The sequence below is a fragment of the Winogradskyella sp. J14-2 genome, assembly GCF_001971725.1.
Classification (GTDB): domain Bacteria; phylum Bacteroidota; class Bacteroidia; order Flavobacteriales; family Flavobacteriaceae; genus Winogradskyella.
Map to the genome: position 1 here is coordinate 1743208 of NZ_CP019388.1, position 13373 is coordinate 1756580.

Annotated in this window: 11 protein-coding genes and 1 tRNA gene; 10 read left to right on the forward strand and 2 right to left on the reverse strand. The window is 34.5% G+C overall.

Going from position 1 to position 13373, the window contains the following annotated elements; all coding sequences use genetic code 11:
• Position 1: 1 nt before the first annotated feature.
• From BWZ20_RS15160 to BWZ20_RS15285, 3 genes are all read left to right on the forward strand, one after another.
• Positions 2–337, forward strand: coding sequence for a hypothetical protein (locus tag BWZ20_RS15160; protein WP_083677188.1), 336 nt, complete (start codon positions 2–4; stop codon positions 335–337).
• Between the two features lie 118 nt (positions 338–455).
• A complete protein-coding gene (locus tag BWZ20_RS15530) occupies positions 456–587 on the forward strand; it encodes a hypothetical protein (RefSeq protein WP_262508115.1) in 132 nt (43 codons plus the stop codon).
• Positions 588–918: 331 nt separating this feature from the next.
• Positions 919–1095, forward strand: coding sequence for a hypothetical protein (locus tag BWZ20_RS15285; protein WP_157358360.1), 177 nt, complete (start codon positions 919–921; stop codon positions 1093–1095).
• A 344-nt stretch (positions 1096–1439) separates the two neighbouring features.
• On the opposite strand, the gene BWZ20_RS08000 is transcribed toward BWZ20_RS15285, so the two are convergent.
• A tRNA-Leu gene (locus BWZ20_RS08000) sits at positions 1440–1521 on the reverse strand.
• Between the two features lie 141 nt (positions 1522–1662).
• Here BWZ20_RS08000 and BWZ20_RS08005 point away from each other — a divergent pair.
• From BWZ20_RS08005 to pth, 3 genes are all read left to right on the forward strand, one after another.
• Entirely contained in the window at positions 1663–2604 is a 942-nt protein-coding gene (locus BWZ20_RS08005; protein ID WP_076618701.1) for a ribose-phosphate pyrophosphokinase, read from the forward strand.
• 178 nt (positions 2605–2782) lie between these two features.
• Complete coding sequence (locus BWZ20_RS08010) at positions 2783–3427, forward strand: 50S ribosomal protein L25/general stress protein Ctc (RefSeq protein WP_076618703.1); 645 nt, start codon at positions 2783–2785, stop codon at positions 3425–3427.
• Between the two features lie 77 nt (positions 3428–3504).
• Positions 3505–4137, forward strand: a complete 633-nt coding sequence (gene pth, locus BWZ20_RS08015; RefSeq protein ID WP_076618706.1) for an aminoacyl-tRNA hydrolase — start codon at positions 3505–3507, stop codon at positions 4135–4137.
• Between the two features lie 45 nt (positions 4138–4182).
• Here the strand turns inward: pth and BWZ20_RS08020 are convergent, their stop codons facing one another.
• Positions 4183–7506: a reprolysin-like metallopeptidase gene (locus BWZ20_RS08020; protein ID WP_076618708.1), complete on the reverse strand. Its 3324-nt coding sequence runs from the start codon at positions 7504–7506 to the stop codon at positions 4183–4185.
• A gap of 102 nt (positions 7507–7608) precedes the next feature.
• Here BWZ20_RS08020 and BWZ20_RS08025 point away from each other — a divergent pair, with 102 nt between their 5' ends.
• The 4 genes from BWZ20_RS08025 (at position 7609) to BWZ20_RS08040 (ending at position 13333) form a co-directional block, all read left to right on the forward strand.
• On the forward strand, positions 7609–8517 hold the full coding sequence (locus BWZ20_RS08025; protein WP_076618711.1) for a bifunctional riboflavin kinase/FAD synthetase: 909 nt from the start codon (positions 7609–7611) through the stop codon (positions 8515–8517).
• Positions 8510–9817 carry an HTTM domain-containing protein gene (locus tag BWZ20_RS08030; protein ID WP_076618713.1) on the forward strand — a complete coding sequence of 436 codons (1308 nt, stop codon included), beginning with the start codon at positions 8510–8512 and terminating at the stop codon, positions 9815–9817. The genes BWZ20_RS08025 and BWZ20_RS08030 overlap by 8 nt, the downstream gene beginning before the upstream one ends.
• A 79-nt stretch (positions 9818–9896) precedes the next feature.
• Positions 9897–11168 carry a serine--tRNA ligase gene (serS, locus tag BWZ20_RS08035; RefSeq protein WP_076618716.1) on the forward strand — a complete coding sequence of 424 codons (1272 nt, stop codon included), beginning with the start codon at positions 9897–9899 and terminating at the stop codon, positions 11166–11168.
• 377 nt (positions 11169–11545) lie between these two features.
• Positions 11546–13333 carry a tetratricopeptide repeat protein gene (locus tag BWZ20_RS08040; RefSeq protein ID WP_076618719.1) on the forward strand — a complete coding sequence of 596 codons (1788 nt, stop codon included), beginning with the start codon at positions 11546–11548 and terminating at the stop codon, positions 13331–13333.
• Positions 13334–13373: the final 40 nt, after the last annotated feature.

The following is a 13373-nucleotide window of genomic DNA, read 5'->3' on the forward strand; positions in this document are numbered from 1 at the left end:
TATGATTCCTGTTTCACATATAAGGAAAGTTGATGAACTTTCAGTAAAGACAATTTTTGAACCTCATAAAAACATCGATACGTCCTATTTCAATTCAGAAGCAGACCAAGGCGATATTATCCATTTAAAGTTTTTCGATCTAAACGAGCATACGGAAAAGCAGACCACTTTTATGTATCCTATTTTACCAGAAGATATAAAAGACATTATGGATTGCTTCGTAATTGTAGTTGCCGCTGTTATAGATTTTGAGGTTCATCTAGAGACTCTAAAGTATATCAAGGATAATAGCAACATTCGTAGTAATTTGATGCTCATGGTCCTACCAACACTTTAACTATAACAGGAAATTGACCAATGAAATTTTGACAGATAGAAACCGTTGGTTACCCTACATTGATGTGTTAAAAATGAATCCCTAAAAGGCTAATTGTAGTAAATTTGAAAAAGAATATATGCTAGAGCAACTTGAAAACAACCATGAAATCGATAGAGATAAACTTATTGATTTTGGTAAGTATTGTCTCAACATAGGCGTTAAAACAGTTTATGTTACCATAGATTCAGATAGTGATGCACTATTATAATAATGACCGTAATTTTATGGCCCCAAAAAATACCATCCATTAAAGTCGACAACGTTGTTGATGCCGCTGGTTGCGGAGACTCTTTTACAGGCGGCATTGGCTTTAATCTGTTTAAGAATAAGTTGATTACATAAAAAGTATAAAATACAGCAGTGCCATGGGAGCTAAACGTACTCAAGGAAAAACTTTTGAAGTGTTTAAAGGGTATAATGAAACTGCAGTAATGATAGAAGATTTTTATGATGTAAATTTATAATACTATTGTAACACGATTTACGAGATTAGCTCAGTAATCCTTTGCGTAATTCTGTGTGTTTTGAAAACTGATTCAATGCATCCTTTCATAGCTGTCATTGAACAAGAATGCCCAAAGGTTGTTGACCAGAATAATCGAAAACGATTAAAGGACCAGACTAGCTCTAAAAAACTAAGCCCAAAACACTATCAAGAAAAAGAATCCCAAGAACAGAAATTAGCAAGGTTAACAGGACTTGTATCTCGATGGTGAATTTGATTCCAATGAGTACAAAACAACCAAGCTTCGTTATCAAAAATGATTAAATGATCTGGAAGAAGTTGAAGCTTCATTGAACAAATTCAAAGAGGTTTTGGACGCCTATAAAAAAGGGCTTAAAAAACTCGAATCCTTTGATAAGTATTTCATTGACAGTAATATAGAGCTCAAAAGACAGCTCGTCGGTTCGATGTTCCCAGAAAAGTTTCAATTTGAGGAAAACAAAGTTCGAACCACCGATATCAACCCTATATTGCTCAAAATTGCCAGTGTTAACAAGGGATTGCAAATGAACAAAAAAAGGGACAGATCGAAAAAAATCGATTTGTCCCATGAAGTACTCAAGGTGGGAATCGAACCCACACTTCCGAAGAAACTGGATTTTGAATCCAGCGCGTCTACCAATTCCGCCACTTGAGCAAAACAGATCAGCAAAAGTATAAAATATTTTTCTGCAAGCAACTAAAAATAGTAGGTTTTATGCTTTTAGCGAGTGAATAATTTTTCTAACTTTGGGCGCACAAACATTCTAACTAACAACTTTTTTAATTTCGTTATCAAATGCCTAATCATACTACAGAAGCCAAGATTTTTACGTGTTCGCAAAGCAAAGATTTAGCAGAAGAAATAGCGGCTGCTTACGGAGTTGATTTAGGTAACGTTATTACCTCAACCTATAGCGATGGCGAATTTCAACCATCTTACGAAGAATCTATAAGAGGTACACGCATTTTTATTATTGGATCTACTCATCCTGGGCCAAAGAACCTAATGGAAATGTTATTAATGATTGACGCCGCTAAACGCGCCTCTGCAAGGCACATTACTGCCGTAATGCCTTATTTTGGTTGGGCTAGACAAGATAGAAAAGATAAACCAAGAGTCCCTATAGCTGCAAAATTAGTAGCCAAAATGTTAGAAGCTGCTGGTGCAACACGGATCATTACAATGGATTTGCACGCAGACCAGATACAAGGGTTCTTTGAAAAACCAGTAGACCATTTATTCGCGTCAACTATATTTTTACCATATTTAAAAAGCCTAAATCTCGATAATTTAACAATTGCCTCACCAGATATGGGAGGTTCTAAGCGTGCTTACGCATACTCTAAAGCCTTAAAAAGCGATGTGGTAATTTGCTACAAGCAACGCGCTAAAGCTAATGTTATATCTCACATGGAGCTAATTGGTGATGTTACCGGTAAAAATGTGGTTTTAGTAGATGATATGGTTGATACCGCTGGCACACTTACTAAAGCCGCAGATCTTATGATGGAGCGTGGTGCTAAAAGTGTAAGAGCAATTTGTACACACCCTATTTTGTCTGGTAGTGCCTATGAACGTTTAGAAAACTCTAAACTAGAAGAACTAATTGTCACCAATTCTATTCCTCCAAAACAAGAAAGTAAAAAACTTAGAGTTTTAAGTTGTGCTCATTTATTTGCAGAAGTGATGTACAACGTACACCACAACCAATCAATAAGCAATAAGTTTGTAATGTAGAAATATTAATTCTACACACGCGTTATACTGTCTTACATTCAAAATAACAAGGGCTTTTGTTACCAAGGTTATATATCTTCAAAAAATAGTAAGAAAAGGCTAGTATTTTTCTATTATATGTTTAAATTTGCAGCCCTTAAAATAAGGGAATCAAATATTTAACAACTAAATTTTTATAATGAAATCAATTACAATTAATGGATCTCAAAGAGAAAGCGTAGGTAAATCGTCAACGAAAGCCTTACGTAATGCTGGTCAGGTTCCTTGCGTATTATACGGAGCGGAAGCCAAGCCAGTGCATTTCTTTGCACCAGAATTGGCATTCTCTAAACTTGTATATACCGCAAATGCGCATACAGTTGTGATTGCCTTAGATAATGGTGACAGCTATAATGCTGTAATGCAAGACATTCAGTTTCATCCTGTAACCGACAAAATCCTTCACATAGATTTTTATGAAATTTATGAAGATAGAGAAATCACTATGGAAATTCCAGTGAAAACCGTAGGAACGTCTAGAGGAGTTCTTAATGGTGGTAACTTAAGAATACCATACCGTAAATTAAGAGTTAGAGCTATTCCGTCTAAACTCCCAGATTTTATTGAAGTTGATATTACTCCATTAAAAATAGGAACTAAACTTTATATCAGCGAATTAGCCAATGAAGACTACAAATTTATGCACCCAGACAATATTGTTGTTTGCCAAGTAAGACGTAGCCGACTTGCTATTGTTGATGCAGATGAAGACGAAGAAGAAACAGAAGAAGGAGAAACTACTGAAGGAGCAGCAGAAGCACCAGCGGCAGAAGCTCAAGAATAGTTTCAAAAAAAACGTTTCAGATATTAAAAAGCATTCTTTTACAGAATGCTTTTTTATTTTTACACAAATTAAACAGAATGTGGAAACGTTTTAAAAAATGGCTTGGTTTTGGCAAAGCTATTAAAGAAAATGAAGAAGATATTATGAAAAAATTCTTAATTGTAGGGCTAGGTAACATTGGTGAAAAATATCAAAATACCAGACATAATATTGGCTTTAAAGTTTTAGATTATGTTGCGCATAAAGAAGAGGCTGTTTTTGAAACTGTAAAACTAGGCGACATAACAACAGTTAAAGTTAAAGGGAGAACATTACTTCTTCTTAAGCCCAGCACTTACATGAATCTTAGTGGCAAAGCCGTGAAATATTGGTTAGAAAAGGAAAAAATACCACTTCAAAATTTACTTGTAATAACTGACGACCTCAACTTGCCATTTGGCACACTTAGACTTAAAACTAAAGGGAGTGATGGAGGACATAATGGTCTAAAAGACATTCAAGACAAGCTACAAACCACAAACTATAATCGATTTAGGTTTGGCATAAGCGATACATTTAGTAAAGGTAAACAGGTTGATTATGTTCTTGGTCAATGGAATGATGAAGAAAACTCTAAGCTTGAAGAACGTCTTAAAATTTCTGCTGAATTGGTAACATCCTTCGTTTTGGCTGGTGTAAATAACACCATGAATCAGTATAATGGCAAATAAAAAGGGCCGCAAACGCGACCCTTTTTGTTTAGTTTAGTTAAGGTATTAATCGACAATTAATTTTTTGGTTGTACGGTTAGCACCATCAATAACTTCTATTAAATAAACTCCAGACTGGACGTTCTTTAATGCAATAGAGGCTTTAAAATCATAAAATGAACTAAAAATTTTGGAATAAATACTTCTTCCATTAATATCGTATAAGTTAATACTAATCTTATCTGAAATTGGATTCCTTATAGCAACACTAAATTCACCCGTATTTGGGTTTGGATAAATACTAAAAGTATTGTCTCGTATTTCGGCATCAATAATAGATAATGTCTGCTGTGTACATAGCTCTAGCGTAAAATCTGTAATCTGACCACCATCGGCAAAACCAAAGTCGTCATCTACTGACAATGTCCAAACACCCGCTGACATCTGCCCATAAAGCGTAGAAAGATCACCCTCCGGGATAAAGGTTCCTGTAAAAGGTGATGTTCCGGATGTAATGGCCGTTGCAGCTTCTTGATCAAAAACAGTCGATATATAATCATCATCATCGTCATTTCCATTATCTGTAGAGAGTTCTACAGTTGTACCCGAAGGACTAACTAAGAAAATATCGAGATCATTATTCCATCCGTGAGAAATAGTAATCGTTACATTTACATCTGTTATTACTTCGTCAATAGGCACATTTATTACCGAAGTATAATTATCTGTTCCATTCCCAGTTTCTAAAATATCAATAGGTAAATCCGTGGCAGCGTATGAATTACACGCAATATTTGCTGTTGTAAAACTTGCTTGAGAATAGCTTCCTTGTCCACAATCATTAAGGGCTCTAACTCGCCAAAAATATTCTGTAGCTATATTTAAAGTGTTGGCAGTAAATGTAGGAGAGTTAACAATAGAATCTGCTACAATATTGGTGAACGCGATATCTGTTGCGATTTCAATTTCATAACTTATGGCATTAGGATCTGCTTCCCAAGTAAAAACAGCATTATCCGCAAAAACATCAGTTGCACCATCTACAGGAGTCAAGAGGTTTAAAGTGCCTAAATTAGCATTAAACACGTTAAATTCTACAGTTGTAGTTTTTACAACTGAGCCCGAAGTCCCAACGATTGAAAAAGTATAATTACCCGATGACAATGCGCCTATGCCAGTGATTGTTGCGGTAACCACTGTGCCATTTGCAGATGCTGATGCTGGAGAAAATGTAGCATTAGTACCAGTCGGCAGACCAGTGGTACTAAATGTTGTTGTTCCTGAAAAACCTAAAAAAGTATTATAGGTAAATGTAAACACTGCATTGTCAGGTTCACAAACATCTATTGAGGCATCGTCCACGTTTAATACAAATTCAGATTCTTGTAGTGTAAAGTTTGTTGCGTTAATTGCATAGAAAATGTTATTGTTGCCCTCTACTTTAACTCTTAAAGCAGAAGAATCGCCACCTGTTGCAGGAACTGTGACGTCATGAGAACCATCATTAGGTACGTTGCTAGCCATAACAAAAGGAAATGTAAAACCTCCATCAGTAGATAACAGAATATTAACGGTTGGTGTATTGACATTGCCAGTATCTGTTCCTGCAACATTCCAAGTAACCGTTTGAGTTGAACCTACATCCCAAGTTTCATTTGTGGTTTGCGAAGTTACTGTAAACGGACCAGAAGAGCCATCAACAGTTACCGTCATTGTATCGTAATCACTCTGAGGTGTTAATCCAATGCCATTACCCTCACTCCTATCTCTCACCGTAAGTGCAAAATTTAATATTCTACCAACATTAGATACGGTTTCCCAAGAGGAATTATCTACAGTCTCAACAGGATTAGTTTCTGTAAGTTGCCCAGCAATAACACGCTCTATTATTGGCATATACCTGTCTGGCGATATGCTTGGCGGACGCGACCTCCAAACAGCTCCAGATGTTTTATTTGGTCCAAAGTTATTGGTTGTGGTAATACCGTTATCTATCTGTTCCCAGGTATACGTTAAAACATCACCACTATCAGCATCTGTTGCATTACCTTTTAAAACAAAGGCTGTTCCGTTGGGTATTGTATAATCTAAGCCAGCATCTGCATTTGGAGGATTATTAGAAATTGCACTACCAACCCAACACGTTCTAGTATTAAGGTTATTTAGTATTTGCAAAATACTGTAGTAATGAAAATAAGCATCTGAATGGTCTTGTATGTCGTTGCCTCCTGTAATACCAGCATAGCCCATAATTGTAGTACCGCTTCCTGGTTCGGCATTAACTCCTGTCCCTTCGCTACTAAAGGACCATGTGTGGTTTGCACCCATTTGATGACCTATTTCATGAGGCACGTAATCGATATCAAAAAAATCGTTCATGTATGGCCCACCATCATTGTCTAAAAAAGAGTGTGAAGAAAAACCAGATCCTTTTTGGCCGTCAACACATACACAACCTATACAACCTGCGTTTCCATTATTACCACCAAAATTAAATAAATGGCCAATGTCATAATTGGCCTCTCCAATATTAGTGGTTAATGTACTTTGTAACTGCGAATTAAAAGCACCTGTATAAGGGTCTGAGGCAGCGTTCGGATAGATAATTTCAGTTCCGCTAACCAAAGTAAAGGTTACGGCCATATCAACTTCAAAGACTTCGTTAGATCTATTTAAAGTTGCTACAACTTGTGCTAAAGCGTCTTCTTGTGCGTTTCCATTTCCAGCATTACCATCATCCCAAAAATTAGTGTATTCGCCTGTTGTAGAGATTGCTATTCTAAATGTTCTGAGTATTTGATCATTAGCATCCTTATTGTACACTTCATTGGCTTTTGCCGTAAAAAACTCATCCTCAGTTAAACAGTTAAAGTCTTTAATATTTTGTCTTCTAGCGTCTCTACTATAGACAATGTAAGACGAAGTGTCCCCCTTACTGACCGGAACAATTAAATTCATAGACTCGTTAGGGTATGTAATCATTGCTTGTAATCCTTGAGGTGTTACGCTAAATCGCGCCCTTACTCCTGGTCGCCTAGAGCTAAACCCTAAATATGTTTTTATATTGGGATACATTACTGACAATGCCTCTGACAAAACAGGCGCTTCAACAACCATAAACTCTTCTAAATCACCTTTAATATTTGGAAGATAAACCCTAGTCTTTGTTTCGTTAGAATAAGATCTTAGAGGCACTTTTACGAGTTGTGCTTTAAACTCCTCAATATTTAGCTGAAATATCTTACCAAGTTTAGAATTAATGGTATTGCTTTCTTCATTCTCTTCTAAATTAGCTTTAATGGTTTTTTGCCAATAGTTCTGTTGAGCAATTACAGAAAATACAGTTAAAAAAAAGGATATTGACAAAACAAAATGTAGTTTTGTTTTCATGATTATTTGGTGTAAAAAATTAAATTTCCCGAATTTAGGTTTTTTTAAGTAAACACTAAGCCTATTGCTAAAGAAATTAGAATTTTTAAAAAATCTTAATCCTTGACAACAAATACAGCAAAAATATTAACCATAGGCACATTTGATGGAGTACATATTGGACACCAAAAAATACTAAAGCGTGTTGTTGCACTTGCCCAAAAAGAGAATTTAGTCCCTTCGGTATTAACCCTATTTCCTCATCCTCGCATGGTATTACAAAAAGATGACAATATTAAACTTCTAAATACTATTGAAGAACGTATTCAGCTTCTTAAAAATTTAGGAATCGAAGAAGTTGTTGTAAAAGAATTCACCAAAGAATTCGCAAATCTCTCTGCCAAAGATTATGTGCAACATATTCTAGTAGAAGAACTTAACACCAAACAGATTATAATTGGGTACGATCATCATTTTGGTAAAAATCGGAGTGCAAATATTAATGATCTAAAAATTTTTGCTGAAGAATTCAATTTTAAGGTTGAAGAAATATCCGCTCAAGAAATTAAAGATGTCACCGTTAGTTCTACTAAAATTAGAAACGCCTTAAGTGATGGTCAAATTGAAATTGCTAATACTTACTTAGGTTACAATTATTTTCTTTCGGGAGATGTTGTTAAAGGTAAGGGCATTGGTAGAACTTTAGATTACCCAACGGCTAATATTCTAATTAAAGAATCATATAAATTAATTCCCAGAGATGGTGTATATATCGTTAAATCTAAAATAGAAGACACTATCGTTTATGGCATGATGAATATTGGCACCAACCCAACCGTTAGTGGAAAAACAAGATCAATAGAGGTTCATTTTTTTGATTTTGATAAGGATATTTATGGTAAAAAATTAAGAGTTGAGTTTTTACATTGGTTACGAAGCGAAAAGAAATTCAGAAATCTCGATGCTTTAAAAAAGCAATTAAGTAAAGATATGATTGATGCCCTAAAGCACATAAAAAGAATAAATGCATAAGTTTTTGTTTAAACATATCGATAATTCTGGTCTCATTGTCTTTAGAATTATTTTTGGCCTACTCTGCTTTTTAGAATCTGTTGGAGCTGTTGTTACAGGTTGGGTAAAGCGCACAATGATAGATCCTGAATTTACATTCTCATTTATAGGTTTTGAGTGGTTACAACCCTTACCTGGCAACTGGATGTATGCCTACTATATCATTATGGGAATTTTTGGATTACTCATTATGGTAGGCTATAAGTACAGATTTAGTATGTTTATGTTTGCTATAATGTGGACAGCAACATACCTCATGCAAAAATCTTCCTATAACAATCATTACTACTTGCTGTTTATTTTAAGTTTTTTAATGGTGTTACTGCCAGCCAACAGGTATGCCTCTGTAGATGCAAGATTAAATCCTTCAATAAAACGTATTTCAATGCCAGCTTGGTGTAAATGGGTTTTTGTTATTCAATTATTTATACTTTACACTTATGCCACAATAGCTAAGCTATATCCAGATTGGCTAGACACAACATTTATAAGCTTACTAATGAAGGGCAAGGCAGATTACCCTCTAATTGGCGGTATATTACAACAAGAATGGCTTCATTATCTTCTCACTTATGGAGGCATTTTGTTTGATGGTTTAATTATTCCAGCTTTGCTATTTAAACCAACACGAAAGTTTGCCTTTTTTGTTGCAATATTCTTTCATTTATTTAATTCAGTTGTTTTACAAATTGGCATTTTCCCTTATTTAGCTTTGGCTTTTAGCCTTTTCTTTTTTGAACCAAAGCTTATTAGAAATATATTTCTTAAGAAGAAAGAATTTTATAACGCACAAGAAGTTATAGTACCAAAATACAGTGCTGTATTTATTAGTGTCTTTGTTGTCTATTTTATCATTCACATAGCACTTCCACTACGTCATCATTATTTTGAAGATGATGTGCTTTGGACAGAAGAAGGCCATCGTCTATCTTGGAGAATGATGCTACGTGCAAAGCATGGAACAGCAAGTTATAAGGTTATAGATAAGGCCACCAATAATGTAATACCCATAAAGTTAAACGACTACCTCACCAAAAAACAACAAAGAGGAGCTAGTACAAAACCAGACATAATTTGGCAATTTGCACAACATTTAAAACAAGATTTTGCTAAAAAAGGAAAAAGTGTAAAAGTATATGTTAGAGCTTACGTTAGCGTTAATGGCAAACGTTCTAGACCATTAATAGACCCAAAAGTAGACCTCGCCAATGAAGAATGGCACCATTTTAAACATCATCACTGGATATTGCCTTCAAAATAGTTTTTATCTGCTCAATTTCTTATTACTTTTGTGGCTTATTTTGTGCGCTTAGTAGCGTAAATTCAAAATTCTTTTAGATATGTTACAAGTTGCTTTTATTAGAGAGAATAAAGACGCTGTTATTAACGGTTTAGCAAAACGAAATATCGACGCTACCGAAATGATTAATGATGTTATTGCTTTTGATGAAGATCGAAGAAACCTTCAGACAAAATTAGATAATACTAAAGCAGAATCTAATGCTTTATCAAAAGAAATTGGTAACTTATTTAAATCTGGCGAAGCTCAAAAAGCTAATGTTTTAAAAGAAAAAACAACGCAGTTAAAAGAGACCGTTAAAACTTTAGAGCAAGAGCTTAATGAAAAAGCAGATGCACTTAATGAGTTGTTGTATAAAATCCCTAATGTACCTAACGCAATAGTTCCAGCTGGTAATACAGATGAAGATAATGAAGAAGTGTATCGCGAAGGCAATATCCCAACATTGTTTGAAGGTGCTTTACCGCATTGGGAATTAGCCAAAAAGTACGACATCATAGATTTTGAACTTGGTAACAAAATCACTGGTGCTGGTTTTCCTGTTTACAAAGGAAAAGGTGCAAAACTACAACGTGCGCTTATCACATATTTTTTAGATAAAAACACTGAAGCTGGTTATACCGAAATGCAAGTGCCTCACCTAGTAAATGAAGCTTCTGGTTTTGGCACAGGACAATTGCCAGATAAAGAAGGGCAGATGTACCATGTTACAGGTGATAATCTGTATTTAATACCAACAGCAGAAGTTCCTGCAACAAATATCTTTAGAGACACCATTCAAAACGAAGATGACTTACCTCAAGCAATAACAGGCTATACACCTTGTTTTAGACGCGAAGCAGGTAGTTATGGTGCACACGTAAGAGGGTTAAATCGTCTGCATCAATTTGATAAAGTTGAAATCCTTAGAGTTGAGCATCCATCTAAATCTTACGATGCTTTAGATAGCATGGTAGAGCATGTAAAAGATATTTTGAAAGCATTAAAATTACCATACAGAATATTACGTCTATGTGGTGGAGATTTAGGCTTTACCTCTGCGCTAACTTACGACTTTGAAGTATTCTCTACAGCTCAGGACCGTTGGTTAGAAATTTCTTCGGTTTCAAATTTTGAAACTTTCCAGGCCAATCGTTTAAAATTACGTTTTAAAAACAGTGACGGTAAAAATGAATTATGCCACACGCTTAACGGAAGTGCATTAGCGTTACCTAGAGTTTTAGCCGGAATTTTAGAAAATTACCAAACAGAAAAAGGTATTAAAATCCCAGATGTATTAGTACCCTACACTGGCTTTGATATGATTTCGTAACAGAGTACTCACCAAGAAATTAGACACAATTGTTAAAATAACGTGTGTTTAATCGATTTATTACGTATTTCTTCGTTTTTTTTGTTTATTTTTAGCATGTTAGCAGTCCAAATCAAGGATTAGCCTAATTATGAAAAATGTAAAACGCATTGTACTACTCATTGCACTAGTTGTTATGGTAAGCAAGGTATTTTTCTAACTATTATAGCGTACTAAAACACCACGACAAAGTAATTGAATCATATTTTACAAATAATGGTTAATAGCACATTTATTTTGCTGGTCAAAATGCCTAAACGTAAAGTTTAGGCATTTTTTTATAATAACATTTACAATATCTAGAAACTGCATTTGTTATATTTACAAAAACACTTTCTGTGAAAAACTATCTGCCCTTAATATTACTTTTCTATATAGTCAATTTTGCGAGTGCGCAAAACAGTGAAGTATTAGCTGATAATTATTATAAAAAAGGGGAGTTTAAAAAAGCGCTTTTCATTTATGAAAATCTAAACAAAGAAAAGCCCTATAGTTATAAGTATCTATTCAAACTTATAGATACATATCAGCAATTAGAGCAATTTGATACTGCCGAAAACATTATTATTCAGCGTCTCGAAAAACGCAGAAACCCAACTATGGTAGTAGAGCTCGGCTACAACTATCAGCTAAAAGATAGTCTAGATAAAGCAAAGCTGCTGTATAAAGAAGCAATAGATTACATAGACGAAAACCCAAACTACATTTATAGCGTCGCAAAAAAATTTGAAGACCATTCGCTTTTAGATGAAGCCATACAAGTCTATAACAAAGGTAAAATCTTAACACCAGACAAAAATTATAGCATTCAATTAGCTAGAATTTATGGTGATCAAGGTAATATCGAAAAAATGTTTGAGAATTATATTGATTATATAGCCTACAGACCAAACTACCTCAACAATATAAAACGAGCTGTCAGCGATTTTATATCAGAAAACAAGGATAACGAAAACAATGTTTTTTTAAGGCGATTATTACTGAAAAAAATTCAACAAGAACCCAGTCCGTATTGGTATGAATTTTTGAGTTGGCTGTATGTACAAGAGAAAGCTTATAACAAATCTTTTATTCAAGAAAAAGCATTGTATAAGCGTAATCCTGAAAGTTTAGACCGAATAATTGAACTAGCTGTTACAGCATTAAGCGATAATGATAGTGAAACCTCAAAAGATATTTTTAATTACGTTTTAGAAACCACTCAAGATGCTACTACAGCATTAACAGCGCATCAATATATTCTTGAAATTGACACCAAAAATGCAACATCAAAAAAAGAACTAGATGTTATTGATAAAGCCTACAATAAACTGTTTCACCAATTCGGAAAGTCTGAATTAACATTACCATTACAATTAGCTTATGGTGAGTTTTTAGCCTTTCATCAAAAGGATACTGAAAGCGCAACGTCTTTTCTACGACAAAGCATGAAACTGAATATTTCAGAATTTCAAGAAGCTGAAGTAAAATTGCTTTTGGCCGACATATTAGTATTACAAGAACGTTTTAATGAAGCCTTAATCTTTTACTCTCAAATTCAGTTAAGCCTTAAAAATAGTACCATTTCGCAAGAAGCACGATTTAAGGTTGCAAAAACCAGCTATTACAAGGGAGATTTTGATTGGGCAGAATCACAACTCAAAATTTTAAAATCTTCAACCTCACAACTTATTGCCAACGACGCTCTGGATTTAAAATTGTTAATCTCAGACAACAAGTGGGAAGACAGTACGCAAACCGCATTAAAATACTACGCAAAAGCGGATTTACTCGCTTTTCAAAATAAAACGGATGAAGCTATTTCGCTTTTAGATAAAATTTTAGAAGAACACAAAGGTGAAAGTATTATCGACCAAGCTTTATTTGAGCAAGCCAAACTGTTTGAAAAGAAAAAGCAATACAATAAAGCGGAAGCCAACTATCTAAAAATTATTGCAGACTATAGAGAAGACATCTTAGCAGACGACGCACATTATTATTTGGCAGAATTATATAATACACATTTAGCCAAACCTGAAGAAGCCAAACAGCTTTACGAAAAAATTATTTTCGATTTTGAAGACAGTATTTACTTTATCGAATCTCGAAAAAAGTTTAGGATGCTACGTGGTGATAGTATTAATTGAGCAGTATTCAATTTTGTCACAAAAATGCACGTATCAATTC

Bases quoted from the DNA above. Each gene is read 5' to 3' on its own strand.
- pth (WP_076618706.1), top strand. From the start codon at position 3,505: ATGTGGAAACGTTTTAAAAAATGGCTTGGTTTTGGCAAAGCTATTAAA.
- BWZ20_RS08030 (WP_076618713.1), top strand. From the start codon at position 8,510: ATGCATAAGTTTTTGTTTAAACATATCGATAATTCTGGTCTCATTGTC.
- BWZ20_RS15160 (WP_083677188.1), top strand. From the start codon at position 2: ATGATTCCTGTTTCACATATAAGGAAAGTTGATGAACTTTCAGTAAAG.
- serS (WP_076618716.1), top strand. From the start codon at position 9,897: ATGTTACAAGTTGCTTTTATTAGAGAGAATAAAGACGCTGTTATTAAC.
- BWZ20_RS15530 (WP_262508115.1), top strand. From the start codon at position 456: ATGCTAGAGCAACTTGAAAACAACCATGAAATCGATAGAGATAAACTT.
- BWZ20_RS15285 (WP_157358360.1), top strand. From the start codon at position 919: ATGCATCCTTTCATAGCTGTCATTGAACAAGAATGCCCAAAGGTTGTT.
- BWZ20_RS08005 (WP_076618701.1), top strand. From the start codon at position 1,663: ATGCCTAATCATACTACAGAAGCCAAGATTTTTACGTGTTCGCAAAGC.
- BWZ20_RS08020 (WP_076618708.1), bottom strand. From the start codon at position 7,506: ATGAAAACAAAACTACATTTTGTTTTGTCAATATCCTTTTTTTTAACT.
- BWZ20_RS08010 (WP_076618703.1), top strand. From the start codon at position 2,783: ATGAAATCAATTACAATTAATGGATCTCAAAGAGAAAGCGTAGGTAAA.